Here is a 26,983-nt window from a genome sequence, read left to right as displayed (position 1 = left end):
ATCGCTTGTGCGGCCCTGTGCGGGCCTGTGATGGGTTGGCGGGGGGCCCTGGGGGCCGGGTCTGCCCTTGTGCGGGCCGCAGGGCTCCGCCTTGGGGGGCTTCCGGCCAGGTCCGTGCGCGCGGTGATCACATGGCTTCGAATGCCTTGGCGCGGCTGTAGTGGCCCTGGAATGCGGCGGTCACGGTGCCGGTGGCTCCGTGCCTGTTCTTGCCGACGCTGAACTCGATCTCTCCGGCGGCCGGGTGCTCCTTCTGGTAGTAGTCCTCCCGGTGGAGGAGGACCACGGCGTCGGCGGCCTGCTCGATCTCGCCGGACTCACGCAGGTCGGAGAGCTGCGGGCGCTTCTCCTCGCGGCTGGTGGTCGCGCGGGAGAGCTGGGCGGCGGCGAAGACGGTGACGTTGAACTCGATGGCGAGTTCTTTGAGGCCGCGGGCGATGGCGTCCACCTCGTTGGTGCGGTTGCCTCCCCGGCCGGTGGTCTGCTCGGGCTTGACGATCTGGAGGTAGTCCACGGCGACGGCGACGGGCAGCCGGTCCTCGATGGCCCACTTGCGGAGTTGCGCCCGGATCTGGGCGACGGTGATGCCGCCAGGAGGCACGACCAGGCGGAGCGGGGACTGAGCGATCCGCGTTCGGGCGGCCTGGTATCGGTCCCAGTCAGCCGCGTCCAGCTCGCGGCGGCGAATGTGGTGCTGCGGGATGGACGCCTCGGCCGCGATCAGGCGGGAGACCAGTTCGGGACGGCCCATCTCCAGGGAGATGAACGCGGCGGTCATGTCGCTGGCGATGGCCAGGTGGCGGACGAGGTCGAGGAGGACGACGGACTTGCCCATGCCGGGGCGGCCGGCGACGACGACGAGATTCCCGGGCCCGGACGTGAGCATGGTGCCGAGGTCGTCATAAGGCATGGGAAGGCCGGGGGCGGGGCCGCTGGCTTGCTCGCCCTCCCACTCGTCCAGGAGGTCACCCATCGGGGCGTCCCATCCGGCGGGGTCCTGGCCGGTGTCGAGCGCGGGGGCGAGGTTCAGCAGCTCGGCGGCGCTGGCGTCGATCAGGGCGCGAACGTCGTCGCCGCTGGCGGCTGCCGCGTCATAGCCCATCTGCACCAGGCGGGTGCCGGATTCGATGGTGCGGCGGACGAGGGCCTTCTCCAGGACGATCTCGGCGTAATAGGCCGCGTTCCCGGCCGTGGGGACTTCCTGCACGCAGGCGTGGAGGTACGAGGCGCCTCCGACCCTGGCGAGGTCGCCGGCCTTGGCGAGTTCGGCCGCGACCAGGATCGGGTCGGCCTGCTGGCCGCGGCCGTGGACGGCCATGATCGCGGCGTAGATGGTGGCGTGTGCGGGCCGGTAGAACGCCTGGGCTCCGAGCGGGTGGAGCGCTTCGGTGGCGGCCTGGTAGGCGTCGGCGGCGTACGCGCCGGGGAGCAGCAGCGCGCCCAGGACGGCGCGTTCGGCATCGAGGTCCTGCGGGGGGACACGGGTGAAGTCGGCCAGGCCGGCGTGGTCATGCTGGGTCGGTACGGTGGTGGTCATCGGCACTCCCGGGATCGCGTTCGGGTTGGGTGTCGGCGGGCCGTCCCGGGCAAGGGGGCGGCCCGCTTCGTGTTGCTGGTGGTCAGGCGGTGGCGCGGCGGGTGCGGCAGGTGCAGCGCAGCGGGGACTCCTGGCGGGCGTCGTCCGGCCGGTAGGCCACACCCGAGCCGTCGCAGCGGCCGTCAGGGCACGTCCGGCCGCCGGGGGCCTGGCCGTTGGCGGCGGGTCGGGCGGACGGGCAGTCGCGGTGGGTCAGGGCCCGGCCGAGGTCCAGGTAGCGGCGGCTGACCATGAACGGCACCACGGCGGACAGGAGCCAGTCCGGCGCGGCACCGTCTTGCTGTGCTGCGGCGGCGTCGGCGGCGATGTCGCGGAGCTGGCTGCGTCCGGGCCGGACTCCGTGCGCCTGGTGCCAGGAGGCGGCGAGGGCCTGAGCGATGAAGTCGCCGGGCACCGGGGCGGCAGTGCCGGTGACCTCCGGGGAAGCGGCAGGCTGACCCGGGATGTCTTGCCGCGCAGCGCTGGTCTCTCTCTCCGCCGTCGCTGTGGGTTCCGGTGAGGCGTCCGGGCCGTCTGAGAGAGAAGAGGGCTCAGGAGAGGAAGGGAGAAGGGGGGCGGAATCCGCCGGGGGCGTAGAGGCGGGATCCGCCGCCCCTCCTGCGGAATCCGCCGCCCCCCTGGCGGAATCTGCCGGGGGGTTTGACCTGCTGCTTTCCTCGGGGGTGGTGAAGGTGAGTTCCTCGACGACGGTCGGCCCGTAGTCCTTCGGCTTGCGCTGCATCTGCTTGAGCAGATCGACGTTCACGCGGTACAGGTCCGCGATGCGCGCACCGTTCTTCGGGTGGTACCGCTCGGCGGCGGCGAGCAGCCCGCGCTTGATAAGCCGCTGCTTGTTGTCGCGGGCCGTCCGCTCCTTCATGTGCGACTCGTCGGCGAGCTGCTGCATGGACGCGATCACGTAACCGCGATCGTCCGTGTGGTTGCAGCAGGCCATCAGGAACGCACCCTCGCCGACGGTGAGACCTTCGGCGCCGAAGACCAGGTTCATGTGCTGGATCACCGGGCACCCCCATTGATCGAGGCGCCGGCCGTGGCGGCGGTGCGGCAGGCGGACAGGTGCGTCATGCTGGGGGCCTCCAGTAGGAAGCCGCTCGGCCTGGTCCCCAGACCCCCGGAGACGACGGGCCGAGCGGTGTTCGTACCGGCGGCCCAAAACCAGCCCGGATTGTTGGTGCGGACTACGGGGCCCGCTAGGGTGTGGCGCACAGAAGGTGCTCCTACGGAGTGCTTGGAGAGGCCCGGCGACTGTGAGAGGGAGCCGGGCCTTTCGCATGTCTGCGTGCGGTTAGGCGGCATCGGTGTCCGCCTCGGAGGCCGCGCGTTGCGCGACCTTGGCCAGGGCGGGCCGGAAGATCGCGCGTAGCTCGGTGACCTCCGCCCCGGTGAGCGGGGGCCGGGATGCGACGAACTCAGCGATGAACGCCTCGACGTCCTGTCCTGCGGCCGGTGAACACCAGCCGTCCGGGCTGACGTTCACGCGGCGACCGCCCCGCCCAGCAGGGCCTCGACGTCCGCGCGCCGGTACCAGATGCGGCCGGTCGGGAGCTTGATGTACGGCAGGCCGATCCCGAGAGAGCGATTGTTCGCGAGCGTCTGGAGGGCGTAGTGCGTCGCCGCCGACACCTGGCGGGGCGTCATCCACTCGCCCGACTGAAGCGTCTGGGGCGTGGGCATGTGCGACATAACCAGGACTCCTGCCTGTGTAATCAAGACAACCCACTCGGTACAACCGGTAAGTGTCGGAACTATCGCGACACTAGCAGCGACCTTCTTCCGTCGCCACAACGCACACGCACACCTCGGAAATCTCGACAGATATTGTCGCGGTTATGGCGACTGGACCCATGGACCTCGGCCCCACTTCCCGGGCCGTCGCGGACAATCTCCGCAGGCTTCGCGAGGCGCGAGGACTGAGCCTCCGCGCGCTCTCAGCCGACCTCAAGCGGCGCGGCCACAATCTCAGCGCCGACGCCCTCAACAAGATCGAGAACGGGCGGACCCCCGAGGCCGGCGCCGAGCCGGCGAAGAACGTCCGCCGCATCGACGTCGATGACCTGACCGCCCTCGCCGCGGCCCTCGGCGTGAACCCGAACGCTCTGCTGCTCCCCCACCAGGGATCGGGCAGCATCACTCTGACCGGCATGGGCCACGTCGACGCGACGATCGTGTGGGCATGGGCGGAGGGCCGCCGCCCGCTCACCGTTCCCGAGGGCGACGACGGGACCGTGAACGCCGACTTCCAGCGTTACGCCCGGCCTCTGGGCATCCGCAGCTACGACCGCTCACCGGCCAGCAGGGCGGCACATTTCGAGGACTCCGGCGGTCGCGGGTACTACCAGCGTGGCCGGGACGGGAAGCTGCGCGAGGTCAGCACCGGCGAGCAGGTCGAGTTCGACCAGCACGGCAACCACGACGACTGAGCCGCCCCCCGACCTCGGCCGGAACGACAACGTGGCCCCGGGATGTCCCGGGGCCACTCCCGCTACGGCATCCGTGCGCTCAGTCGTCCGTCCGCGCCCACTGGAGCTCGATGGTGCTCTGGTCGAACCCGGGGCCGCGCCGCGCCACCGGGTGCACCCTCAGCCGCAGGCCCAGGCCGTCCAGGACCCGCCGCCGCTGCGGCACCTCAAGTGCTTCCCACGTCTCCGCCGACCGTGGTCCTACGAGGCCGTCGAACGCGTCGAGGTCGAAGGCCGGGCGCAACCGGCGCGCCTCGTTCTGCGCGTCCGTGATCTGCTTCGCCAGCTTCGCCGTGATGCGCCGCAACTGCTCTCGGGTGATGATCCCGTCCGCGTAGTCGTCCGCCGCCGCCTCCTGGCGCGCCTTCAGCCCCTCCGCCCGTTCCAGAGCCGCCAGGGCTGCCGAGTCGTCCCCGCGGAAGACCTCGGCCGCCTCGGGCCGCGACAGCAGCCCCACGACCACGCGCCCCACATGACGGTCGAGCGCTTCCTCATTCCGGCCGACACAGCCGTTCGCGTCGCAGACGTACGTCGGCTTCTTCTTCCCGTACTTCGCGTTTCCCCTCAGCGCGACCCGGAACACGGCCCCGCACGGCCCGCATGTGGCGACCTCACCCCATGTCAGCAGGTGCTTCCGCGCGCCCGGCAGCTCCCGGACCACGGTCCGCTCCGCGAACAGGTTCCGCAGCTGCGCGTACTGCTCGTCCGTGATGAGCGCGGGCCACGCCGCCTTGTACTCCACGCCCTGGTGCACACGCAGTCCCACGTTCGCCGGCCGCAGCGCGAGCTTCTTCACGCTGGTCTTGTTCCATAGCGAACCGTCCTCGTTCTGCCCGACCGCCCGCCGCTTGAGCCGCATGCCAGCTCCGGGCGATGGCACACCTCGTTCGTTCAGGTCGGCCGTGATGCCGATAAGGCTGGCTCCGGCAAGCAGCCGGGTGACGATGTCGCGGACGACGGCGGCCTGCACCGGGTCCTCGACGTCATGGAATCCGCTGACCTGCCCCCGGGCGTCATACTCGTACTGACGCCGCCATCCATACGCCACAGCGCCGTTCGCCCGGCCCTCTTGGGCGCGTTCGAGGGCGGCCCGAGCCACCCGCTCACTCTTCACCTCGGACTCGGCGGTGTCGGACTCACCGAGGTTGGCGAGCTGCGACCGGTCCGACGCCTTCGCCATGTTGAACAGGCCGCCCGACTCGAACGCCACCCAGCACCCCGCGTGCCGCAGATCCTCGATCGCCTGCGCACGCTCGACACGGCGCCGCCAGACACGCGACGGGTGGTAGCCCGCGACGATGACACGAGCACCCGGCTCCTTCGCGGCGTCGATGGCGTCGGCCATCAGCCGGTCGTACTCGGGGCGCTCCTCCCCTGAGTGAGCGGAGACATCGTTCTCGATGTACTCGCCGCCGACCTCCCAGCCGTTCTCCTCGGAGAACGTGCGCAGGTCGCTCATCTGCCGGTTGACGCCCCGCCGGCGGTCGCGCGGGTCCTCGGAGATCCGCGCGTACAAGAAGACGATGGTGCGGCGCGGGAGCGTCTTAGTGTTCACGGGGCAGAACCCTAGGGCTTCCCCGGCGGCCTCGGCAACACACGCCGGGACCCCGAGGCGTTCGCGAGTCTGCTGCACGACGTGGAGACCAAGGTCTTCGACCCGCTGCCGGACGAGACCTGGGTCTATCCGGGCCACGGGCGCGACACCACGCTGGGGGACGAACGGCCCCACCTGCCCGAGTGGCGCGCCCGCGGCTGGTGAACGGCGGGGCCGTCCGTCGCGCTAGACGCGGTCGGCCGTCTTCTCCTGGTCGGCCGCGGCCTGCTTCTTGTTGGCCATCAGGCTGGTGATCGTGGTGATCACCAGGACGCCGCAGATGACGCCGAGGGAGACCGGGATGGAGATCTCCGGGACGTTCACCCCGGACTCGTGCAGGGCGTGGAGCACCAGCTTGACGCCGATGAAGCCGAGGATCACCGACAGGCCGTAGCTGAGGTGGACCAGCTTCTTCAGCAGACCGCCGATCAGGAAGTACAGCTGGCGCAGTCCCATCAGGGCGAAGGCGTTGGCGGTGAAGACGATGTACGGGTCCTGGGTGAGGCCGAAGATCGCCGGGATCGAGTCCAGCGCGAACAGCACGTCCGTGGTGCCGATGGCGAGCATGACGACCATCAGCGGGGTCAGGACGCGCTTGCCGTTGTTGCGGATGAAGAGCTTGGTGCCGTGGTACCGGTCGGCGACGCCGAAGCGGCGCTCGATGTTCTTCAGGAGGCGGTTCTCCTCGAACTCCTCTTCCTCCTCGCCGGCCCGCGCCTCCTGGATGAGCTTCCAGGCGGTGTAGATGAGGAACGCGCCGAAGATGTAGAACACCCACGAGAAGTTGGCGATGACCGCGGCGCCGGCGGCGATGAAGATCGCCCGCAGCACCAGCGCGATCAGCACGCCGATGAGCAGCACCCGCTGCTGGAGGTGGGAGGGCACCGAGAACTTCGCCATGATCAGCACGAAGACGAAGAGGTTGTCGACACTGAGCGACTTCTCGGTGATGTAACCGGCGAAGAACTCGCCCGACGCCTGGGTCTCACCGGCCACGAGCAGCCCGAGCCCGAAGAGGGCGGCGAGCACGATCCAGACGATCGTCCAGATCCCGGCTTCCTTGGTCGACACGTCATGCGGCTTGCGCCCGATGAAGAAGTCGACGGCGATGAGGGCGCTGAGACCGATGATGGTCAGCGCCCAGAGGGTCCATGAAACGTCCACTGCGCCTCCGGCAGTTCGCTACGGGCTTCTGATCAGCGTCGTCGCTGCCGGAGGTCTCTTCCACCTGGCGCACGGGCTGCGCGCCGAGGCCGACGCCCCGGAACCGGTCACGGTCCGTATTGACGGGAACGTCGCGTACGGGAGTACTCCCCTCCGTCCCATGAACGGTACAGGAAGTCCCAAGGAAAGGTAAAGAGAAGCCTAAATAATCTCCAAAAGCCCAGGTCAGAGGCGTTTCACTCGGTGCGGGGAAAGGCTGCGGGTCAGCGGTGTCCGGTACGGCGCGCCTCGGCCACCCGGGCCAGCACGTCGTCCAGGACCGCGCTGCCCGGCGGCGTCCTCGGCGGCTCGTACGTCCAGGCGTGACCGACCCAGGGGTCGGCCAGATGGTCGTCGGCGACCGGGGTGACCCGCAGCAGCGAGCGCCACAGCGGGTCCAGGACCGGGCCGTACTCGGACGCCTCCTCGCGGTCCGCGACCATCATCAGATGGACGCCCACGGAGGGCCCCTCGTCGGCGAGGTAACGCAGCTGGGTGACCGCGCGGTCGTCGAAGCCGTGCGGGAAGTCGTTGACGATCAGCAGCTGCTCGGCCGGGTCCAGGTCGGGCGGCAGCGAGTCCGCGGCACCGGCCCGGATCGCCATCTGCACCAGGTCCACCCGCCGGGTGAGGTGGGCCAGGACCGCGGCGACCCCCTGCGCGCCGGACGCGGGCGGCGAGGGCAGTACCCCGGAGCGGACCAGCGGGGCGAGCGGTCCCGCCGCCGAACCGGCCGGGTCGATGACGTGGACCGTGAACTCGTTGGGCGGGTAGACGGCCAGCAGCCGGGCCGCGTGCAGCACGGCGGCCTCCATCGCCAGCCTGCGCAGCTCGTCGGTGCCGGTCAGCGCGGCGGCCTGGGACGCCGTGCGCCCGCTGTCGATCCACATGCCCCGCTCCAGCGGCAGCCGGACCAGCAGCGGGATGCGCACGTCGGCGCTCTCCGGCAGGTGCAGGTCGCCGATCCGCAGCGCCATGGGGATCTCCATCGGGGCCCGGTAGCCGTGCCAGACGGGGTTGTCCCAGCCGGCGTAGGGGGCCGGGAGCGCGGGTTCCACCACGGCGGACTCGGCGGCGAGCTGGGCGAGGTCGCGGTCGAGGGACTCGCGGGCGCGGGCGGTCAGCTCGTCGCGCTTGGCGCGGGCCTCCTGGCGGGCCAGGTCGCCGGTGTTCCCGATGCGGCTGCGCGGGTCGGACAGGGTGCGTTCCAGCTCCTGGTCCATCCGGGACTCGGCGAAGTCGACGGCGCTGCGGTAGGCGGCGACGGTACGGGACAGGTCCTCGAACATGCCCCACACCTGGTTGTACAGGCGCTCGTCCATGGACCAGCCGGTGGCGTCCCCGGCGACGGGCTGGGCGGGCCGGCCGGGCTCGGCGGGCGGCGCGGCCGGGGGCGGCGGCGGGGGCGCGGTGGACTGCCGGCGCGGGTGCGCGTAGTTGATCGGGCCGCCCGGCGCGGCGGGCTCGGCCAGCGGCTCGGGCTGCGGCGGGGCGGCCGGCGGCACGGGCGGGGCGGGGGGCTGTGCGTCGCCGCCCGGCGCGGGGGCCGGGGCGTGCCGGACGCGGTCGCCCTCCGGGGTGCGGGGCGGCGGCGGGGCCACCGAGCGGGCCAGCCCGCGGGCGACCGCCTCCTGGATGGTCCCGGCCAGTTCGGCGGCCCGGTCCACGCCCTGGTCGGCGAGCATGTCGGCGAGGCCCCCGGCGTAGCCCTGGCCGACCGCCCGGACCTTCCAGGCGCCCTGGCGGCGGTACAGCTCCAGGGCGGCGACCGCGGACTCGCTGTCGAGCCCGGTCAGGGTGAACGTGGCGATCTCGTCGCCGTCGAGGCCGGTGACCGCGACGAAGGGCGAGGCGACGGCGCCGAAGGTGGCGGGGCCGCCGGCGTCCACCGGGAGGGCCAGCAGCACCGTGACCCGGTGGACCCCCTCGGGCAGGGCGTCGAGGTCGACGGCGAGCCGGTGGCCGGCGGCGGCCTGCCGGGAGACCTCGAGGCCGTGCAGCTGCGGGGAGCCGGGGTGGGCGATCCATTCGATGCCGGGCACCCTGCCGTGCTCGTCGCCGAGCGTGGCACCGGCCACGACGGGCGTCCCGGCCGATATCCGGATCTCCAGACGGGTCTGGGGCAAGGTGTGGTTCTGCCCCCGGACCAGCTCGGCCGTCATTGCCCTGTCCCCTCGACGATGTACCGCTGGTGTGCTGTGGTGTGGCGCGTGGTGCTCCCGGCGGAGGTGCCGGGTGGTGGTGCCGCGATGCGGGCAGCTCCCGGCGGCCGTTGCCGCCGGGAGCTGCCCCGGCCCCGGTGCGGACCCGTCCGCGCGGGTCCGGTGCCTGCTACAGGTGCGGCAGGATCGCCGGCATGAGGTCCTGGAAGGTACGGCCGTTGGCCGGAGTGCCGATGGCGGTCATCTTCCAGGCGTTGCCCGCGCGGTGCACCTTCGCCATGATCTGCGCGGTGTACTGCCCGCCGCCGTCCAGCGTGTAGCGCGCCATCTCCTGGCCGTTGGTCTCGTCCACGATGCGGCAGAAGGCGTTCTGCACCTCCTGGAACGTCTGGCCGGTGAAGGAGTTCACCGTGAAGACGATCTGGTCGATGTGGACCGGCACCCGCTGGAGGTCCACGAGGATCGCCTCGTCGTCGCCGCCGGAGCCGGCGCCGCCCACGAGGTTGTCGCCCGTGTGCCGAACCGAGCCGTCGTCGCTGGTCAGGTGGCGGAAGAACACCACGTCGACCGGCTGCTTGTCGGCGAACAGGACCGCCGAGGCGTCCAGGTCGATCTCACGGGTGCGCGAGCCGAACAGACCGCGGCGCGGCGCCGCCTGCCAGCCGAGCCCCATCCGTACCGCGGTCAGGGTCCCCCCATCGCTCTTCTGCAGGCTGATGGCCTGGCCCTTGGTCATATTGACCGTCACGCGCTGTCCCCTCTCCGCTTTCCCCGCAACCGTCCTTGTGCGGTTGCCCAGCACCCTACGCAGTGGTGTCACCCGCGCGGAGGGCGCGGGCCGTTTTGTGTCGTTCCTGCAACACACGGCGGGCCCCTCCGGACCCGCCGCGCGTCCGTCGCGCGCCCGGCCGTCAGGCGAGGCCCGCCTCGCGCATCTGGCGCAGCTCCTTCTTCAGCTCGCCCACCTCGTCGCGCAGCCGGGCGGCGACCTCGAACTGGAGGTCGGCGGCGGCCGCCCGCATCCGGTCCGTCATCTCCTCGATGATCCCGGCGAGTTCGGTGGCCGGCCGGTCGGTGACCGCGGCGGCGTCCCGGCCGCGCCCGGCCCCCTTGCCGGACCGCGCCGCCTTCCCGTCGCCCGGCACGGCGTGCTTGCCGAGGGCGGGCACCGGGGCCTTGCCCTCCTTGCCCTGCCGGTAGCCGGTGCCGAGGAGCTGCTCGGTGTCCACCTCCTCGCGGGCGATGGTGGCGACGATGTCGTTGATCTTCTTGCGCAGCGGCTGCGGGTCGATGCCGCGCTCGGTGTTGTACGCGATCTGCTTCTCGCGGCGCCGGTTGGTCTCGTCGATCGCCTGGGCCATGGCCGGGGTGACCTTGTCGGCGTACATATGGACCTGCCCCGAGACGTTGCGCGCCGCGCGGCCGATGGTCTGGATCAGCGAGATGCCCGAGCGCAGGAAGCCCTGCTTGTCGGCGTCCAGGATGGCCACCAGGGACACCTCGGGCAGGTCGAGGCCCTCGCGCAGGAGGTTGATGCCGACCAGCACGTCGTACTCGCCGGAGCGCAGCTCGCGCAGCAGCTCGATGCGGCGCAGCGTGTCCACGTCGCTGTGGAGGTAGCGCACCCGGATGCCCAGCTCCAGGAAGTAGTCGGTGAGGTCCTCCGCCATCTTCTTGGTGAGCGTGGTGACCAGGACGCGTTCGTCGCGCTCGGCGCGTTCGCGGATCTCGTGCACCAGGTCGTCGATCTGGCCCTCGGTGGGCTTGACGACGACCTCCGGGTCGATGAGGCCGGTGGGGCGGATGATCTGCTCGACGAACCCGTCCCCGCGGGACAGCTCGTAGGCGCCCGGGGTGGCGGAGAGGTAGACCGTCTGGTTGATCCGCTGGAGGAACTCCTCCCACTTGAGCGGGCGGTTGTCCAGGGCGGACGGCAGCCGGAAGCCGTGGTCGACCAGGGTCCGCTTGCGGGAGGCGTCGCCCTCGTACATGGCGCCGATCTGCGGCACGGTGACGTGCGACTCGTCGAGGACCAGCAGGAAGTCCTCGGGGAAGTAGTCGAGGAGGGTGTTGGGGGCGGTGCCGGGGGAACGGTCGTCGAAGTGCATCGAGTAGTTCTCGACGCCGGAGCAGGTGCCGATCTGGCGCAGCATCTCGATGTCGTACGTGGTGCGCATGCGCAGCCGCTGGGCCTCCAGCATCTTGCCCTGCCTCTCCAACTCGGCGAGGCGCTGCTCCAGCTCCTGTTCGATGCCGCTGACGGCCTTCTCCATGCGTTCGGGTCCGGCCACGTAGTGGCTGGCGGGGAAGACGTGCAGGGACCGGTCCTCGCTGATGACCTCGCCGGTGATCGGGTGCAGCGTGGACAGGGCCTCGATCTCGTCGCCGAACATCTCGATGCGGACGGCCAGCTCCTCGTAGACCGGGAAGATCTCGATGGTGTCGCCGCGCACCCGGAAGGTGCCCCGGGTGAAGGCCAGGTCGTTGCGGGTGTACTGGATCTCCACGAAGCGGCGCAGCAGCTGGTCGCGGTCGATCTCCTGGCCGACCTTGAGCTGGACCATGCGGTCCACGTACTCCTGGGGCGTACCGAGGCCGTAGATGCAGGAGACGGAGGCGACCACGACGACGTCGCGCCGGGTGAGCAGGGAGTTCGTCGCGGAGTGGCGCAGCCGCTCGACCTCCTCGTTGATCGAGGAGTCCTTCTCGATGTACGTGTCCGACTGGGGGACGTACGCCTCGGGCTGGTAGTAGTCGTAGTACGAGACGAAGTACTCGACGGCGTTGTTGGGCAGGAGCTCGCGGAACTCGTTGGCCAGCTGGGCGGCGAGCGTCTTGTTGGGCGCCATCACCAGGGTGGGGCGCTGCAGCTTCTCGATCATCCAGGCGGTGGTCGCGGACTTGCCGGTGCCGGTCGCGCCGAGGAGCACGACGTCCTTCTCGCCCGCGCGGACGCGCTTCTCCAGCTCGGCGATGGCCGCCGGCTGGTCGCCGCTGGGCTGGTAGGGGCTGACGACCTCGAAAGGCGCCACCGTACGTTCGATCTTCGAGACTGGCCGCATGCAACCACCGTACGGCCCGCCACTGACAACGGGCTCCGTCGGCGGCCGCGCGGGGGGCGTTTCACCAGTCCACGGGGCGTACGGCGTCGCGCGGCCGGGCGGAGAAGGACGCCGGATCGGCGTACGTGCCGAAGCGGGGCACCCGCGCCGGGACGCCGGGGGCCCGGCCGGGCGCGGTCAGCGGGTCGTCCCAGTCGGGCGTGCCCATGATCACCAGCGGATCGAACATCACCACGACGGCGGCCAGCACCAGGAAGCAGACGGGTCCGAGCAGCATCGGCACCAGCAGGTCGCCGGCGCCGTCCCCGGCGGGGGCCACCTCGGTCAGCGCGGCGGGGTGGAGGTGGACCCGGAGCGCGGCCATGCCGGTGTAGTGCATGCCGCTGACCGCGACGCCCATCACGACGCTCGCGCCGAGGCTCGACAGGAAGCCGCGGACGGAGGCGGCGGCCCACAGCGCGGCGGTGGAGGCCACCACGGCGATGACCACGGAGAGGGCCACGGTCAGCGTGTCGTACTCGAACCGCCCATCAAGCCGTATGCCCGCCATGCCGAGGTAATGCATGGAGGCCACACCGAGCCCGGTGATCGTGCCTCCCGTCACCAGGGCCATCCGGGTGGCGCCCCGGTACCCGACGAGAAAGATTCCGAGGCCGACCACGACGATCGCGACGGCGAGGCTGGCGAAGGTGATCGGTTTGTCGTAGCCGATGGTCACCTCTTCGACGGAGAACCCCACCATCGCGACGAAGTGCATGGTCCAGATCCCCGAACCGATGGAGGTCGCCCCGAGAGCCAGCCGGCCGGCCCTGAAGGATCGCTCGGTACGCAGTGACCGCGTGGTGCAGCGCAGGCCGAGCGCCGCACCGAGGCAGGCCATGAGGAACGCCGCCGCAGGGGTCACCGCCCCGTAGCCGAAGCCGTCGATTGTGCCCTGCATCCTTGTACGCCCTTCGCAGCAGCAAGCTCCGGGTCAGGACGATCCCAGGGCCTGTCGTCCGGACGCAAGGCCCGGCGGACACAACAGAAGTGCCGCATCTTATCGACCGGGCCGAGGGCGCGTGGCGCGGTCCCCGGGGTGCGTTCACACGGTGGCCATCCTTCGCCTGTCCTCCGTTCGGGGGCGGCTGGGACGCTCGGGCCGTCCGCAACTCTGACGCAAGGAGTCCACGTGTACGCAGGCACCGCTACCGCCTCCGTCGCCGCCGCCGCCGTCATGGGCGCCGGCACGTTGCTGATGCCGAACCCCGGCACTCCGGCCGGGGACACCCCCGTGACCCGGCCGCCGGCACAGGTCGCCCCGATGCGCCAGGCCACCGACGCCGCGGCGCGCGGCCCGCGCGTCTACGCCCACCGGGGCGCCTCGGCGTACGCCCCCGAGAACACCCTCGTGGCCGTGGACCGGGCGGACCGGATGGGCTTCGACTGGGTGGAGAACGACGTCCAGCTCACCCGGGACGGGGTGCTGGTCGTCATGCACGACACGGATCTGAAGCGGACGACGAACGCGGAGGAGGTGTTCCCGGACCGGGCGCCGTGGGCGGTCCGCGACTTCACGCTCGACGAGATCTCCCGGCTGGACGCGGGCGGCTGGTTCGACCGGCGGTACACGGGCACGCGGGTGCCGACGCTGCGTCAGTACCTGCGGCGGCTGACCCACAACCGGCAGAACCTGCTGCTGGAGATCAAGAGCCCGGAGCTCTACCCGGGCATCGAGCGGGCCACGCTCCGGGTGCTGAACGAGGAGGGCTGGCTGGACCGGGCCCATGTCCGCGACCGGCTGGTGGTCCAGAGCTTCGGCGCGGACAGCGTGCGTACGGTGCACGCGCTGCGTCCGGACGTCGTCACCGGCTTCCTGGGCAATCCGGCCGTCGCCGAGCTGCCCGCGTACGCGAAGTTCGCCGACCAGATCAACCCGTCCCGGACGAAGCTGTCCGGCGACTACGTGTCGGCGGTGCACGCGCTGAAGGGTCCGCACGGCAAGCCGCTCCGGGTGAACACCTGGACGGTGAACGACGCGGCGGCCGCGGTCGAGGCGGCCGGGACGGGCGTGGACGGCATCATCTCCAACGCCCCGGACGTGGTCCGCGAGGCCACGGGCGGCTGATCCGGCCGGAAGGCGGCCCCGTTGTCAGTGGCCGGCCGTACGGTGGGGGCATGGACAGCAACGGGGTCGTCGAGTGGGCCGTCGTCGAGAGCGACATCGGTCCGCTGATGCTGGCCGCCACCGGAGCGGGGCTGGTGAGCGTCGTCTTCCACGCCCGCCCGGAGATACGGGACGCCGCGCTGGACCGGCTGCGCGACCGGCTCGGCGCGGAGCCCGTCGAGGCGCCCGGCTCCGCCCGGCTGGCGGAGCCGGTCCGCCAGTTCGCCGCGTACTTCGCGGGCACGCTGCGGGAGTTCTCGCTCGACCTGGACTGGTCGCTGACCGCGGGCTTCAACCGCCAGGTGCTGCGCGAGCTGGCGCGGGGTGTGCCGTACGGGGCGGTCGCGGGGTACGGCGAACTGGCCGACCGGGTCGGCCGGCCGGGGGCGGCCCAGGCGGTGGGGGCGGCCATGGGTGCCAACCCCCTGCCGGTGGTGGTGCCGTGCCACCGGGTGGTGGAGAACGACGGCGGCATGGGCGGCTTCGGCGGCGGCCTGGAGACGAAGCGGCGGCTGCTGGCCCTGGAGGGGGTACTGCCCGAACCACTGTTCTGACGGGGGTGCCGTCCGCGTGTTCCCCTGGCGCCCGGACGGGCGGAGGGCTGTGGGGGTTTCGCGCCATCCGGGCAGGCCCGCGCGTTTGCGTCCCGGCCGGCCGCGACAGGGATGTGCACATGTCACTCAATGCGCCTGTCGGTACCACCCCGTACGCGCCGGTCGTCTCCGCCGAGGTGCGGGCCGCGCTCGCCGACGGCCGGCCGGTCGTCGCCCTGGAGTCGACGATCATCGCCCACGGCCTGCCCCGCCCCCGCAATCTGCGGGTCGCCGCAGAGCTGGAGGGTCTTGTGCGGTCCGCCGGCGCCGTGCCCGCGACCGTCGCCGTGCTGGACGGCCGGGCCAGAATCGGGCTGGACGGGGCCGGGCTGGAGCGGGTGGCCGGGGACGAGGGGATGCGGAAGCTGGGCCACCGCGACCTCGCCCCGGCGCTGGCCACCGGGGCGAGCGGGGCGACGACCGTGTCCGCGACCGCGTTCCTGGCGGCCAGGACCGGGCTGCGGGTCTTCGCGACGGGCGGCCTCGGCGGGGTGCACCGGGGCTGGACGCAGACCCAGGACGAGTCGGCGGACCTGCGGCTGCTGGCCCGGACCGGGATCACCGTGATCTGCGCGGGCGTGAAGTCGATCCTGGACGTCCCGGCCACACTGCAACGGCTGGAGACGCTGGGCGTCGGGGTGCTCGGCTACGGCACCGGCATGTTTCCCGGCTTCTATCTGAGCAGTTCCGGCGAGCCGGTCGACTGGACGGTGACCTCGCCCGGGGAGGTGGCCGAGGTGATGCGGGCCGCGGACGCGCTCGGCGGGCCCGAAGCCGCGCTGATCGTGGCCAACCCCGTACCGGAGGAGGAGCAGCTGGACCCCGCGCTGCACGACCGGGTGCTGGCCGAGGCGCTGGCGGCGTGCCGGGAGCGGGGGATCACGGGCCAGGCGGTCACGCCGTTCCTTCTCGGCCATCTGGTGCGGCACACCGGGGGCGCTTCGCTGGAGGCCAATCTCGCGGCGGTCCGGGGCAATGCGGTGCTCGCCGCGCGGATCGCCGGCGCCTGGGCGGCGCGGTGAGCGGCGGCCTCCTCGTCGTCGGGGACGTGGTCACCGATGTGGTGGCCCGGCACACGGCGGCGCTGGCCCACGGCACGGACACGGCCGCCGTGATCCGCACCCTGGCCGGCGGCGCGGGCGCCAATGTGGCCTGCTGGGCGGCGCGGGCGGGCTGCCGTGACGTGCGGCTGCTGGCCCGGGTCGGCGCCGACGCGGCGGACTGGCACCGGGGCCTGCTGCGGCGGGCGGGCGTACGGGGGCTGCTGGCGGTGGACGAGGAGGCGCCGACCGCGACCGTCGTCGCCCTGGTGGACTCCGCCGCCGAGCGCACGTTCCTCACGGACAGCGGCGCGGTGCTGCGGCTGTCCCCCGCCGACTGGTCGCCCTCGCTGCTCGACGGGATCGCCCACCTCCATCTCTCGGGCTATCTGCTGTTCGCCGGGCCGAGCCGGGCGACGGCCCTGCTCGCGCTGCGGGAGGCGGTACGGCGCGGCGTCCCGGTGAGCGTCGATCCGGCGTCGGCGGGCTTCCTGGCCGGTCTGGGCGTCGACCGGTTCCTGGCCCTGACCGCGCGGGCGGATCTGCTGCTGCCCAACGCGGACGAGGCGCTGCTGCTCACGGGTCTGGCGGAACCGGCGGACGCGGCGGCCGAGTTGAGCCTGCCGGACCGCCGGGTGGTCGTCACGCTGGGCGGGGGCGGGGCGCTGCTGGCCGCCGGGGGCGTGGTGACGGGCCGGGTGCCGGCGGCGCCGGTGCGGGCGGCCGTGGACTCGACGGGGGCGGGCGACGCGTTCACCGGCGGGTTCCTGGCGGCGCGGCTGGCGGGCGCGGACGAGGTGGCGTGCGCGGAGGCGGGCTGCCGGGCGGGTGCGGAGGCGGTGGGCACGGTGGGCGGGCGGCCGCCGCTGCCGGACGGCGCGTAACGGGCGGCGCGTAGCGGGTGGCGGACCGGGAACGGCCGCGCCGGACAGGCCCCGGCCCTCAGCGCACGCCGGTCCAGGCCGGGTGGTGCGGGTCGTCGGCGCGTACCACCGCGTCCGCGTGGTCGGCGGGCGCCACCTCGTCCTCGTACCGGGCGAACGCCGGCAGGGTCCACCGTTCGTCCTGCGGGGTGCGGCGGCGCAGCGCGCCCGGGGAGAGGCGGAGGTGGACGGCGAGGTCGAAGGGGAACCAGTGCCCGAGGAGCAGCGGGCCGTGCAGGATCAGCACTCCGCCCTCGGCCAGGGGCCGGTACGGGCTGCGCGTCGCGCGGTCGGTCGCCGGGTCCCAGAGGTCGGGCAGGACGCGTCCGCTGCCGCCCGGCTCCAGGGGTGCGAACACCTCGCGCCACAGCGCGGCGGTGTCGAACCAGCTGCCGAAGTACGAGTCGGGGTCCTGCTTGCCGTACTCGTACCGCAGGCTCGCCGGTCGCAGGAAGCCGCCGGTGGCGACGGGGAGCACGGCCCGGCCGCGCAGCCGCAGGGCTTCGGCGAGCGGCGCGGCGAGGTCGCCGGGGCGGGCGGCGGGGGCGCCGTCGACGGCGATCTTCAGCCAGGGGCCGCCGTCGCCGGGCTCCAGCGCGTCGGTGTGCGCGGCGAGCGCGTCCGTCAGCCGTTCCCGGGAGATCGCTTCGAATCGCACGCGTCCATCATCGCGCGTCCCGGCCCGGACCGTCCGGATGCCGGAAATCGCCCGGTGGCCGCCGCCGGGCCGGTTACGGTCGGCGCCATGGACCTCGCATTCGCCCGTACGTTCGCCGCGCAGTGGCAGGACGACTGGAACTCCCATGATCTGGAACGCATCCTGGCGCACTATCACGAGGACGTGACGTTCAGTTCGCCGATGATCGCGCGGCTCACCGGTGCCCCCTCGGGGACCGTACGCGGCAAGGACGCCCTGCGCGCGTACTGGGCGCGCGGGCTCGAACTCATCCCGGACCTGGAGTTCGAGGTGATGGACGTCCGGGCGGGCGTCGACACGCTGGTCATCGACTACCGCAACCAGATCGGCGGCCGGGTCTACGAGGTGCTGACCTTCCGCGACGGACTGGTGAGCGCCGGTCTCGGCGCGTACGGCGAGACCGGCGCCCGCTGACCGCGGCGGGCCGGCGTCCCGGAGCGTGTCACTTCGCAGGACCGCACATCACCGGGTCGGCGTCGTAGGAGAGTTCGCTGCCCTGCGGCAGCAGATAGGTCACCCAGAGGACGACGGGCTCGCTGCCCAGGTTGCGCCCGATGTGGCGGTGGTCCGACCCTGCGGGCTCCACGAAGGATGTGCCCGCGGGCGTCACCTCGACGGTGCAGTCGTCCAGGGTGCGGGTGAGCGTCCCGGACTTGACGACGACGATCAGCTGGCCCTTGTGGGTGTGCCAGCCGGTGGAGCCGCCCGGCGCGATGGTGGCGGTGGTGAAGGTGACGTCCGCCCGGCCCCGGGGCGCCCGCACGTGCAGCGGGCCGGTCGATGTGCCCTTGGCGACCTCGGTGGCGACCACCCCGCTGCCGGGCGTGGCACCGGCCGCCGTCGGTACGAAGGCGAGGGCGGCCACGCCCGCCGCGGTGACCAGGGCCCTGACCGGCCGGCCCTGCGGTCCCCGCCGTCCTGTGCGCCCCCGCTGTCTGTCGGTTCTCACGTGTCTCTCCCGTCGTCGGGTGTCACGGGCATCCCAAATGCCGCGAAGCTACCCGGAACGGGACCGCGGGAATCAGGCCCCCGGCATCCGGCCCAATCCATGGCGGCCGTCAGCGGCCGCGCAGCTCCTTGGCGAGGGCGCCGTCGCCCGACACCTCGATCCGGCCGTCCCCGACCGCCTCGGCGAGCGTCGGCTCGCCGCGCCCCAGCGCGAGGCACAGCTCCGCGTCGAGGGCGATGCGCGCGTCGGCGCGGTCGGCGGGCCCGTCCCCGTACACCGGCTCACCGGCCGCCACCTCCCCCGTGCGGACGTGGAATTCGCCCTCGTCGAGATGGACGTCGAGCACGCCTTCGGTGGCCGGGCCGCCCGGGGCCCGGAGGGCGCGCAGCAGCGGGAGCGCGAACCAGTGGGCGCGGACCGCGTCGGTGGGCCGCCGTTCGGCCAGCGCGGGGGCGCCCCACTCGGCGAGCGCGGCGAGGACCGGCAGCAGTCCGTGCCCGCGCGCGGTGAGCGCGTACACCGAGGCGGCGGCCGGGGGCGGGAGCCGGCGGCGGGTGACGAGGCCGTTCTGCTCCATGTCCTTGAGCCGGGAGGCCAGGACGTCCGTGCTGACGCCCGGCAGGTCGGCGTGGAGATCGGTGTAGCGGCGGGGACCGGCCAGCAGTTCACGGACGATCAGCAGGGTCCAGCGGTCACCGACCGCGTCCAGCGCGCGGGCACTGGCGCAGAACTGGTCGTAACTCCGGCGGCGGGCCGGGCGGGTTGCGGGCTGTTGCTGACGTGGCATGCGACGCAGTCTAGACATGTTGTTGGACTTTCCAAGCCCGAGCTTGGTAAAACCAAGTATCGCAATCGGGTCGGGGAGGCACCGCATGGAATTCCGCCAGTCCAGCAAGCTCAACGAGGTCTGTTACGAGATCCGGGGCCCCGTCATCGAGCACGCCAACGCCCTGGAGGAGGCGGGCCACAGCGTGCTGCGGCTCAACACGGGCAACCCGGCCCTCTTCGGCTTCGAGGCGCCGGAGGAGATCGTCCAGGACATGATCCGGATGCTGCCGCAGGCCCACGGCTACACGGACTCGCGCGGCATCCTGTCCGCCCGCCGCGCGGTGGCCCAGCGCTACCAGGCGATGGGCCTGACGGAGGTCGGGGTGGACGACATCTTCCTCGGCAACGGCGTCTCCGAGCTGATCTCCATGGCCGTCCAGGGGCTGCTGGAGGACGGCGACGAAGTGCTCATCCCCTCCCCGGACTACCCGCTGTGGACCGCCGTGACGACGCTGGCCGGCGGAAAGGCCGTGCACTACACGTGCGACGAGGCGTCCGACTGGAACCCGGACATCGCCGACATGGCCTCGAAGATCACCGACCGCACCCGCGCCGTGGTGATCATCAACCCCAACAACCCGACCGGCGCCGTCTATCCGCGCGAGGTCCTGGAGGACATCCTCGACCTGGCCCGCCGGCACGGCCTGATGGTGTTCGCCGACGAGATCTACGACCAGATCCTCTACGACGGCGCCGAGCACCACAGCGTGGCGGTGCTCGCCCCGGACCTGGTCTGCCTCACCTTCAGCGGCCTGTCGAAGACGTACCGCGTGGCCGGGTTCCGTTCGGGCTGGATGGTCGTCTCGGGCCCGAAGCAGCACGCCCGCAGCTATCTGGAGGGGCTGACGATGCTCGCCTCCATGCGGCTGTGCCCCAACGCCCCCGCCCAGTACGCCATTCAGGCCGCGCTCGGCGGGCGGCAGTCGATCCGGGACCTGGTGGCGCCGGGCGGCAGGCTGCACGAGCAGCGCGACCGTGCCTGGCAGAAGCTGAACGAGATCCCCGGCGTCTCCTGCGTGAAGCCGAAGGGCGCCCTGTACGCCTTCCCGCGCATCGACCCGAAGGTCCACCCGATCGCCGACGACGAGAAGTTCGTCCTGGACCTGCTGCTGCGCGAGAAGATCCAGGTCGTCCAGGGCACCGGCTTCAACTGGCCCCGCCCGGACCACTTCCGCATCCTGACCCTGCCGTACGCCGACGACCTCGACGCCGCGATCAGCCGCATCGGCCGGTTCCTGGCGGGCTACCGGCAGTAGGGCCGGGGCCGCCCCGGCGTCCCGCCGGGCGCCGGCGCGACAGCAGCCGGGCCGCCGTGTGCACCCCGACCACGGCGACCGGCAGATACGCGAGGCCGGAGACGGCCGAGCGGGTCCCGCCCAGCGGGATGCCCGCCGCCCGCAGCCGGCGCACCGCCCAGAGCGAGTACGGGATGACGACGGTCGGCGAGGTGGCCGCCCCCGGTGTGTAGCCGCCGTACGCGGCCGACTGCGCCAGGTGCACCACGCCGTGCAGCCCGAATCCGGCCAGCGTGGAGCGGAAGAAGGCGCTGCGGCCGCCCGTGCGCGCGCCGTCCGCCGCGGCCGCCGCGACGACCACGCCCATGAGGCCGATGGCCGTGTTCACCTCGCGCTGCGAGAGGTCCAGGCGCTCCCACACCCGGTCGGGCAGCCACGGCAGCCGCTTCCGCAGCTCCGGCCGCGCGGTCCGCAGCCAGCCCGCCATGGTCGCGATCTCCTCCAGGTCGTTGGCCGCCCAGGCGGCCAGCAGCCCCCAGCTCACCGCCCCGGACACCCCGGTGGCCCCGTCGTCCTTCATGAACACCCCTCCGCGCCTCATGTGCCGGCAGTCGGCCGCAGCATATAATGCAACGCAACGTTGCGTTGTATTTTTGTCCCGGACCGACTGGAGCCGCCATGTCCGCCCCTCCCCCGCAGCCCCGCCCGGGCAAGGGCCCCCGCGCCGCCGAGGCGATCTTCGACGCCACCCTGCGGCTGCTCGCCGAGCGCGGCTATCCGGGGCTCACCATCGAGGCCGTCGCCCAGGAGGCCGGGGTCAACAAGACGACCATCTACCGCTGGTGGCCCTCGAAGGCGGCGCTGCTGCGCGCCGCGCTGCTCCGGGCCCCCGTCCTGGACATCGCCGTGCCCGACACGGGTTCGCTGCGCGGGGATCTGATCGCCCTCACGGAGCAGGTGACCGCGCTGGTGACCGGCGTACGCACCCAGGCGATCGTGCGGGCCCTGGCCTCCGGGTCGGGGCTGGCGGACGACGAACTGGCGGCGCTGGCGCGGGACTTCTTCGCGGACCGGTTCGCGCGTGAGCAGCCGGTATTTCGGCGGGCCGCCGCGCGCGGCGAGCTGCCGCCGGGGGCCGACCCGATGCTGCTGCTCGATCTGACGGCCGGGGCGGTGTGGGTGCGGGCGCTGCTCAGGAACGAGCCCGTGCCGCCCGGATTCACCGCGGCCGCCGTGGACGCGGTGCTGCCCGTACGGGGCTCTCGGGTTTCTCAGTCGTCGTCCGGGTCGCCTGCGGTCAGGTCCAGCAGCGCGGTCACCGGGTCGGTGTCCGGTGCGGCGCGGGGCCACCACTCGTCCGCGCCCGGATCGGACTCGTAGCCGTACCAGCGGCCGTCCCGGCCGAAGCGGAGCTGGAGGGCGCCGCCGGGGTGGGTCAGATGGTTGCGCCGGGGCTGGAAGCGGGGGAAGCCGGCCGCCGCGAGGGCCGGGCGGGCCCGGTCGAAGGGGCCCGCCGGCGGGTCCCACGGCGTCTCCAGGACCGCCAGCCCCTCGGCCCCGCCCTGCCGCCAGGCGGCCACGGCCCTGGCCAGGTCCGTGGTGTTGCGGCCGGTGGCGGAGGCCAGCTCCCGGTAGAGGGCGCGGGTGGTCGCGGTGAGCCCCGCGGTGGGTCCGGCCGCCGCGAGCCGGACGGCGTCCTGCCAGAGGGTGAGCCCGGCGACCGGGTCGTGGCCGGTGGTCAGCAGGGCGTGGGCGCGGGCCGCCGCGTCCGTGGCCAGCTGGTCGAGGGCGAGCGGGTCGCGGGCGCCGGGCAGCGCGGGGTAGGCGGGCGGCCGGCCGGGATACGGCTCCACGGGGAGCGGAGCGGGCAGCGGCGGCAGGAAGCGGGCGGCCAGCGCCTCCCCGGCCGGTACGGACGGGGTCTCGGGGGCGGCGGGCCGTTCGCGGGCGGAGTGCGCGGCGTTGCGCCGGCCCAGCTCCTCCAGGAGTTCGCGCTCGCCCCGGCCGCGCAGCAGGAGCAGCACGAACGGATCGGTGTCCAGCAGCAGCGCCATCTGGTAGCTGAGGGCCGCGACGTGCTTGCAGGGGCGGCCGCGGTCGGGGCAGTTGCAGGCGGGGTCGAGGTCGCCCGGCGCGGGCAGCAGGGTCATGCCCGCGTCCGTCGCGGTGTCGGCCAGGGAGTGCGGCATCTCCTTGGCGAGCAGCGCGGCGAGATGGCCGGGGCGGGCGGCGACCGCGTCCAGCAGGGTGTCCCAGTCGGGGTCGCCGAATGTGCGCAGCCGCAGTTCGGCGCGGTAGGGGCGGGGGCGGCTGCCGTGCACATAGGCGACGACGTGCCCCGGGGTGACGGTGATCGCGGCGACGTGGCCGCCGTCCGCGTAGTCCCGGCCGCGGGCGAGCCGGGGGCCGTCCATCGACAGGGACTCCAGGGCCGCCACCCAGGCGCGGCCCCACCAGCTCTCCGTGAACGGCTCGCCCTCGCCCGAGGTGCGCTCGGGGACGGCCTCGAAGGTGCGCCGCAGATCGTCGGGTCCGGGGCGGGAGCGGGCGCCGGGGCGGGCCGGGCTCGGGCGGCCGGGGGTCATGACGGCCTCCGCAGGGAGACGAGGTCGGCCAGGTCCTGGTCGCTCAGCTCGGTCAGCGCGCTCTCGCCGCTGCCGAGGACGGCGTCGGCCAGGGCCCGTTTGGCGAGCAGCATCTCGCCGATGCGGTCCTCCACCGTGCCCTCCGCGATCAGCCGGTGGACCTGGACGGGCTGGGTCTGGCCGATGCGGTAGGCCCGGTCGGTGGCCTGCTCCTCGACGGCCGGGTTCCACCAGCGGTCGTAGTGGACGACGTGGGCGGCGCGGGTGAGGTTGAGGCCGGTGCCCGCCGCCTTGAGGGAGAGCAGGAAGACCGGGACCTCGCCGGACTGGAAGCGGTCGACCATCCGTTCCCGCTCGGCGATCGGGGTGCCGCCGTGCAGCAGCTGGGAGGGGACGGCGCGCGCGGCCAGATGGGCGGAGAGCAGCCGGGCCATCGTCACGTACTGGGTGAAGACCAGGACGGAGCCGTCCTCGGTGAGGATCGTGTCGAGGAGTTCGTCGAGGAGGGCGAGCTTGCCGGAGCGGCCGGTGAGCCGGGACGCGTCCTCCTTCAGATACTGCGCGGGGTGGTTGCAGATCTGCTTGAGGGAGGCGAGCAGCTTCATGATCAGGCCGCGCCGCGCGATGCCCTCGGACGCCTCGATGTACGCCATGGTCTCGCGCACGGTGGCCTCGTAGAGCGTGGCCTGTTCGCGGGTGAGGAAGACGGGGTGGTCGGTCTCCGTCTTGGGCGGCAGCTCGGGCGCGATGCCGGGGTCGGACTTCTTGCGGCGGAGCAGGAAGGGCCGGACGAGCCGGGACAGCCGCTCCACCGCCTCGTCGTTGCCGAGGCCCGCCGCCGTACCGGTGTTCTCCACGATCCGGGCGTGCCGGGCGCGGAACGCCTTGAGCGGGCCGAGCAGGCCGGGCGTGGTCCAGTCGAGCAGCGCCCACAGCTCGGAGAGGTTGTTCTCCACGGGGGTGCCGGTCAGGGCGACCCGCGCCGGGGCGGGGATGGTGCGCAGCGCCTTCGCGGTGGAGGAGTGCGGGTTCTTGACGTGCTGGGCCTCGTCGGCGACGACCAGGCCCCAGCGGTGGGCGGCCAGTTCGGCGGCGCTGGAGCGCATCGTGCCGTACGTGGTGAGGACGAAGCCCCGGTCGGCGCCGGTGAGGGTGCGGCCGGTGCCGTGGAAGCGGCGGACGGGGACGCCGGGGGCGAAGCGGTTGATCTCGCGGTGCCAGTTGCCCAGCAGGGAGGCCGGGCAGACGACCAGCGTGGGCGCGGGGTGGGCGCGGTGGAGGTGGAGGGCGATCAGGGTGATCGTCTTGCCGAGGCCCATGTCGTCGGCGAGGCAGCCGCCGAGGCCGAGCGAGGTCATCCGGTCCAGCCAGGCCAGGCCGCGCAGCTGGTAGTCGCGGAGGGTGGCGTGGAGTCCGGGCGGCGGGGCGGGCAGGGGGTCGTCGGCGAGGAGGCGGTCGCGCAGCCGGGCCAGGGCACCGGCCGGGACCGCCTCGACCTGTTCGCCGTCCACCTCGGCGCTGCCGGTCAGGGCGACGGCCAGGGCGTCCACCGGGTCGAGCAGGCCCAGCTCCCGCTTGCGGGCCTTGCGGACGAGCGCGGGATCGACGACGACCCACTGGTCCCGCAGCCGCACCACGGGCCGGTGGGCCTCGGCGAGCAGGTCCATCTCGGCCTCGGTGAGCCGTTCCTCGCCCAGCGACAGCTGCCAGTCGAAGGCGAAGAGCCGTTCGGCGTCGAAGAAGGCGGTGCCGTCCGTGGCCGTGCCGGGGGCGGGGCGGACGACGGCCGTCGCGGTGAGGGAGCGGGCCAGCTCCCTGGGCCAGTGCACGCTCACCCCGGCGGCGGCCAGCCGGGCCCCGGCGTCGCCCAGCAGTTCGTACAGCTCGTCCTCGCCGAGGGCCAGCACGTCGGGGACGGGCTGGCCGAGGAGCCGGTCGAGCGGGGCCCAGACGCGGGCGGCCCGGCGCAGCGCGAGCGCGGTGTCGACCCTGGCGCGCGGGCCGAAGGGGTCGCCCGCCTCCCCGGCCCACAGCGCCGCCGCGTCGACGACGTGGGTGGGGTCGGCGAGGCTGTGCACCTGGGTGACCGCCGCCGCGGCGTGCCGGGCGGCGGGGCGCGCCGGTGCGGGGCCGCCGGCCGTGCCGTCGGGGCCGGTGGTGTCGAAGAGGGTGTACGCGGAGAGGTCCAGGCGCAGCGAGATCCGCACCCCGGCGTCCAGCCCGGAGGCGACCTCCACGGCCCATTCCCGTGCGCCGGGCAGCCGCTGGGGCTCCTCCGCCGCGAAGGGGGCGCCCATGGCCGGGGCGGCGGCGGGCGTCCGGGGCAGGGTGTCGGCGACGGCGTCGAGGAAGGCGCCGATCAGCGGCTCGGGGGCGGGCAGCCGCGGCGGGGTCGGGCCGGGCAGCGGGACGGCGTGTCCCTCCCAGGGCAGGGCGGCGGCCACCGCGCGCAGATGGGCCACGTCCCCGGCGTCACGCGGGCCGGCCCGCCAGGCGTCGTGGTCGTCGGCGGTGAGGCCGGGGAGCATGCGGCCGCCGGCCACCAGCCGCAGGGCGTGCAGGGCGGCGGCGCCCCAGCAGCGGGTGGCCGGGTGGGCGGAGCGCTGATGGCGGGCGCGGGCGAGCAGCGGCAGGGCGGCGGCGACGGGCAGCAGCAGCGCGGGCACGGTCCGCAGCTCCACCCCGTCCGGTGCGCCGGAGGGCCGGACCACCGTGATCTCCTCGGCGCGGGCGCCGGGGGGCGCCTCGGGGAGCGGGCCGTCCAGCGGGTCCCAGAAGGCGACGCGGCCGCGGCGCGGCGGCGTACCGGGCAGGAAGACGGCGGCGCAGCGCGGCAGTCGGCTGTCGTCCGCGTCCTGCGGCGGCGGTGCGGTGCCCACCCGGTCCCTCCCCTCGCGTCGTGCGCGGCCCTCGCGGGCCGCGTACCGGCGGGCTCCGTGCCTGGTCGGCACGGCTCCCGGCTGTCGTTTCCTCTGCTGCGCGAGTCTAGGCGGAGGGTCTGACAACGTCCTCGGCGACGGACGGCCGCACGTCCTCGGCGGCGGACGGCCGCACGTCCTCGGCGGCGGACGGCCGCACGTCCTCGGCGGCGGACGGCCGCGCGCCCGGGTCCGGGGGCCGCGCGGTGTCGGGCGGGGGCGGGTTCTGCTGGGCCCGTTCCAGGAAGCGGAGCAGCTCGACCGGGAACGGGAGCACCAGCGTGGAGTTCTTCTCGGCCGCGACCGCCACCACGGTCTGGAGCAGTCGCAGCTGGAGCGCGGCGGGCTGGGTGGACATCTGCGACGCCGCCTCGGCCAGCTTCTTGGACGCCTGGAGTTCGGCGTCGGCGTTGATGACGCGGGCGCGCCGCTCACGGTCGGCCTCGGCCTGGCGGGCCATGGAGCGTTTCATCGTCTCCGGCAGCGAGACGTCCTTGATCTCGACCCGGTCGATCTGGACGCCCCAGCCCACCGCCGGGCTGTCGATCATCAGCTCCAGGCCCTGGTTGAGCTTCTCCCGGTTGGACAGGAGGTCGTCCAGATCGCTCTTTCCGATGATCGAACGGAGCGAGGTCTGCGCCATCTGGGAGACCGCGAAGCGGTAGTCCTCGACCTCGACGACGGCGCTCGCCGCGTCGACCACCTTGAAGTAGATGACGGCGTCCACCCGGACCGTGACGTTGTCGCGGGTGATCCCGTCCTGGGCGGGCACGGGCATGGTGACGATCTGCATGTTGACCTTGCGCAGCCGCTCGACGCCGGGCAGCACCATCGTGAATCCCGGCCCGCGTATGTCGTCGCGGAGCCGTCCGAGCCGGAGCACCACGCCCCGCTCGTACTGTTTGACGATCCGCGCGGCCGCCGCCAGATACAGGGCGCCTGCCAGCGCCGCCGCGACCACCGCGATCAAGAGGTCCTGGACCATGACGGCC

Annotated in this window: 25 protein-coding genes and 1 pseudogene; 9 read left to right on the top strand and 17 right to left on the bottom strand. The window is 73.2% G+C overall.

Going from position 1 to position 26,983, the window contains the following annotated elements; translation table 11 throughout:
- Positions 1–127: 127 nt before the first annotated feature.
- The 4 genes from DNK56_RS10820 to DNK56_RS10805 all read right to left on the bottom strand — a co-directional run bounded on the left by DNK56_RS10820 (position 128) and on the right by DNK56_RS10805 (position 3,280).
- Positions 128–1,537 carry a replicative DNA helicase gene (locus tag DNK56_RS10820; protein WP_111332956.1) on the bottom strand — a complete coding sequence of 470 codons (1,410 nt, stop codon included), beginning with the start codon at positions 1,535–1,537 and terminating at the stop codon, positions 128–130.
- 82 nt (positions 1,538–1,619) lie between these two features.
- Positions 1,620–2,597: a helix-turn-helix domain-containing protein gene (locus DNK56_RS10815; RefSeq protein ID WP_146610500.1), complete on the bottom strand. Its 978-nt coding sequence runs from the start codon at positions 2,595–2,597 to the stop codon at positions 1,620–1,622.
- 285 nt (positions 2,598–2,882) lie between these two features.
- Positions 2,883–3,074, bottom strand: coding sequence for a hypothetical protein (locus DNK56_RS10810; RefSeq protein WP_111332951.1), 192 nt, complete (start codon positions 3,072–3,074; stop codon positions 2,883–2,885).
- Positions 3,071–3,280 carry a hypothetical protein gene (locus DNK56_RS10805; RefSeq protein WP_111332948.1) on the bottom strand — a complete coding sequence of 70 codons (210 nt, stop codon included), beginning with the start codon at positions 3,278–3,280 and terminating at the stop codon, positions 3,071–3,073. The genes DNK56_RS10810 and DNK56_RS10805 overlap by 4 nt, the downstream gene beginning before the upstream one ends.
- A gap of 146 nt (positions 3,281–3,426) precedes the next feature.
- Between DNK56_RS10805 and DNK56_RS34680 the strand changes: the two genes are divergently transcribed.
- Positions 3,427–4,017: a helix-turn-helix domain-containing protein gene (locus DNK56_RS34680; protein ID WP_146610501.1), complete on the top strand. Its 591-nt coding sequence runs from the start codon at positions 3,427–3,429 to the stop codon at positions 4,015–4,017.
- 79 nt (positions 4,018–4,096) lie between these two features.
- On the opposite strand, the gene DNK56_RS10795 is transcribed toward DNK56_RS34680, so the two are convergent.
- A complete protein-coding gene (locus tag DNK56_RS10795; RefSeq protein ID WP_158558533.1) occupies positions 4,097–5,611 on the bottom strand; it encodes a recombinase family protein in 1,515 nt (504 codons plus the stop codon).
- 18 nt (positions 5,612–5,629) lie between these two features.
- Between DNK56_RS10795 and DNK56_RS10790 the strand changes: the two are divergent.
- Positions 5,630–5,815, top strand: a pseudogene (locus tag DNK56_RS10790) (MBL fold metallo-hydrolase); the annotation flags it as partial.
- A 21-nt stretch (positions 5,816–5,836) separates the two neighbouring features.
- Here DNK56_RS10790 and DNK56_RS10785 read toward each other — a convergent pair.
- The 5 genes from DNK56_RS10785 to DNK56_RS10765 form a co-directional block, all read right to left on the bottom strand.
- A complete protein-coding gene (locus tag DNK56_RS10785; RefSeq protein WP_111332942.1) occupies positions 5,837–6,814 on the bottom strand; it encodes a TerC family protein in 978 nt (325 codons plus the stop codon).
- 263 nt (positions 6,815–7,077) lie between these two features.
- Positions 7,078–9,015 carry a TerD family protein gene (locus tag DNK56_RS10780; RefSeq protein WP_111332939.1) on the bottom strand — a complete coding sequence of 646 codons (1,938 nt, stop codon included), beginning with the start codon at positions 9,013–9,015 and terminating at the stop codon, positions 7,078–7,080.
- 169 nt (positions 9,016–9,184) lie between these two features.
- A complete protein-coding gene (locus DNK56_RS10775) occupies positions 9,185–9,763 on the bottom strand; it encodes a TerD family protein (RefSeq protein ID WP_111332936.1) in 579 nt (192 codons plus the stop codon).
- A 163-nt stretch (positions 9,764–9,926) separates the two neighbouring features.
- Complete coding sequence (gene uvrB, locus DNK56_RS10770) at positions 9,927–12,077, bottom strand: excinuclease ABC subunit UvrB (RefSeq protein WP_111332933.1); 2,151 nt, start codon at positions 12,075–12,077, stop codon at positions 9,927–9,929.
- A gap of 61 nt (positions 12,078–12,138) precedes the next feature.
- Complete coding sequence (locus tag DNK56_RS10765) at positions 12,139–13,017, bottom strand: MHYT domain-containing protein (protein WP_111332931.1); 879 nt, start codon at positions 13,015–13,017, stop codon at positions 12,139–12,141.
- Between the two features lie 231 nt (positions 13,018–13,248).
- On the opposite strand from DNK56_RS10765, the gene DNK56_RS10760 reads away from it, so the two are divergent.
- The 4 genes from DNK56_RS10760 (at position 13,249) to DNK56_RS10745 (ending at position 16,740) form a co-directional block, all read left to right on the top strand.
- The gene (locus DNK56_RS10760) at positions 13,249–14,184 is read left to right on the top strand and encodes a glycerophosphodiester phosphodiesterase (RefSeq protein WP_111332928.1); all 936 of its coding nucleotides are present in this window, start codon (positions 13,249–13,251) and stop codon (positions 14,182–14,184) included.
- Between the two features lie 50 nt (positions 14,185–14,234).
- Positions 14,235–14,777: a methylated-DNA--[protein]-cysteine S-methyltransferase gene (locus DNK56_RS10755; protein WP_111332925.1), complete on the top strand. Its 543-nt coding sequence runs from the start codon at positions 14,235–14,237 to the stop codon at positions 14,775–14,777.
- A 119-nt stretch (positions 14,778–14,896) separates the two neighbouring features.
- Positions 14,897–15,838 carry a pseudouridine-5'-phosphate glycosidase gene (locus DNK56_RS10750; RefSeq protein WP_111332922.1) on the top strand — a complete coding sequence of 314 codons (942 nt, stop codon included), beginning with the start codon at positions 14,897–14,899 and terminating at the stop codon, positions 15,836–15,838.
- Positions 15,835–16,740 (top strand): carbohydrate kinase family protein, encoded by a 906-nt coding sequence (locus DNK56_RS10745; protein ID WP_111332920.1) that lies wholly within the window; start codon positions 15,835–15,837, stop codon positions 16,738–16,740. Before DNK56_RS10750 ends, DNK56_RS10745 begins: the two co-directional genes overlap by 4 nt.
- 58 nt (positions 16,741–16,798) lie before the next feature.
- Here DNK56_RS10745 and DNK56_RS10740 read toward each other — a convergent pair whose 3' ends face one another.
- The gene (locus DNK56_RS10740) at positions 16,799–17,437 is read right to left on the bottom strand and encodes a uridine kinase (RefSeq protein ID WP_111332917.1); all 639 of its coding nucleotides are present in this window, start codon (positions 17,435–17,437) and stop codon (positions 16,799–16,801) included.
- Positions 17,438–17,524: 87 nt separating this feature from the next.
- Here DNK56_RS10740 and DNK56_RS10735 point away from each other — a divergent pair, with 87 nt between their 5' ends.
- Positions 17,525–17,890, top strand: coding sequence for a nuclear transport factor 2 family protein (locus DNK56_RS10735; protein ID WP_111335672.1), 366 nt, complete (start codon positions 17,525–17,527; stop codon positions 17,888–17,890).
- Between the two features lie 28 nt (positions 17,891–17,918).
- On the opposite strand, the gene DNK56_RS10730 is transcribed toward DNK56_RS10735, so the two are convergent.
- Positions 17,919–18,425, bottom strand: coding sequence for a cupin domain-containing protein (locus DNK56_RS10730; RefSeq protein ID WP_111332914.1), 507 nt, complete (start codon positions 18,423–18,425; stop codon positions 17,919–17,921).
- Positions 18,426–18,534: 109 nt separating this feature from the next.
- Positions 18,535–19,212, bottom strand: coding sequence for a winged helix-turn-helix transcriptional regulator (locus DNK56_RS10725; protein ID WP_111332912.1), 678 nt, complete (start codon positions 19,210–19,212; stop codon positions 18,535–18,537).
- A gap of 85 nt (positions 19,213–19,297) precedes the next feature.
- Between DNK56_RS10725 and DNK56_RS10720 the strand changes: the two genes are divergently transcribed.
- The gene (locus DNK56_RS10720; RefSeq protein ID WP_111332909.1) at positions 19,298–20,509 is read left to right on the top strand and encodes a pyridoxal phosphate-dependent aminotransferase; all 1,212 of its coding nucleotides are present in this window, start codon (positions 19,298–19,300) and stop codon (positions 20,507–20,509) included.
- Here the strand turns inward: DNK56_RS10720 and DNK56_RS10715 are convergent.
- Positions 20,469–21,068: an HXXEE domain-containing protein gene (locus DNK56_RS10715; RefSeq protein ID WP_241989837.1), complete on the bottom strand. Its 600-nt coding sequence runs from the start codon at positions 21,066–21,068 to the stop codon at positions 20,469–20,471. The genes DNK56_RS10720 and DNK56_RS10715 overlap by 41 nt on opposite strands.
- A gap of 98 nt (positions 21,069–21,166) precedes the next feature.
- Here DNK56_RS10715 and DNK56_RS10710 point away from each other — a divergent pair, with 98 nt between their 5' ends.
- On the top strand, positions 21,167–21,868 hold the full coding sequence (locus DNK56_RS10710; RefSeq protein ID WP_241989836.1) for a TetR/AcrR family transcriptional regulator: 702 nt from the start codon (positions 21,167–21,169) through the stop codon (positions 21,866–21,868).
- Here the strand turns inward: DNK56_RS10710 and DNK56_RS10705 are convergent.
- From DNK56_RS10705 to DNK56_RS10695, 3 genes are all read right to left on the bottom strand, one after another.
- Positions 21,760–23,073: an SWIM zinc finger family protein gene (locus DNK56_RS10705; RefSeq protein ID WP_111332906.1), complete on the bottom strand. Its 1,314-nt coding sequence runs from the start codon at positions 23,071–23,073 to the stop codon at positions 21,760–21,762. The genes DNK56_RS10710 and DNK56_RS10705 overlap by 109 nt on opposite strands.
- Positions 23,070–25,952 carry a DEAD/DEAH box helicase gene (locus DNK56_RS10700; RefSeq protein WP_111332903.1) on the bottom strand — a complete coding sequence of 961 codons (2,883 nt, stop codon included), beginning with the start codon at positions 25,950–25,952 and terminating at the stop codon, positions 23,070–23,072. Before DNK56_RS10700 ends, DNK56_RS10705 begins: the two co-directional genes overlap by 4 nt.
- A gap of 106 nt (positions 25,953–26,058) precedes the next feature.
- Positions 26,059–26,976 (bottom strand): slipin family protein, encoded by a 918-nt coding sequence (locus DNK56_RS10695; RefSeq protein ID WP_241989835.1) that lies wholly within the window; start codon positions 26,974–26,976, stop codon positions 26,059–26,061.
- Positions 26,977–26,983 lie beyond the last annotated feature (7 nt).

The organism is Streptomyces sp. AC1-42W (genome assembly GCF_003248355.1).
Taxonomy (GTDB): Bacteria; Actinomycetota; Actinomycetes; order Streptomycetales; family Streptomycetaceae; genus Streptomyces.
Note: the sequence above shows the minus strand (reverse complement) of the source record. Positions and strands in the feature narration are given on the sequence as shown.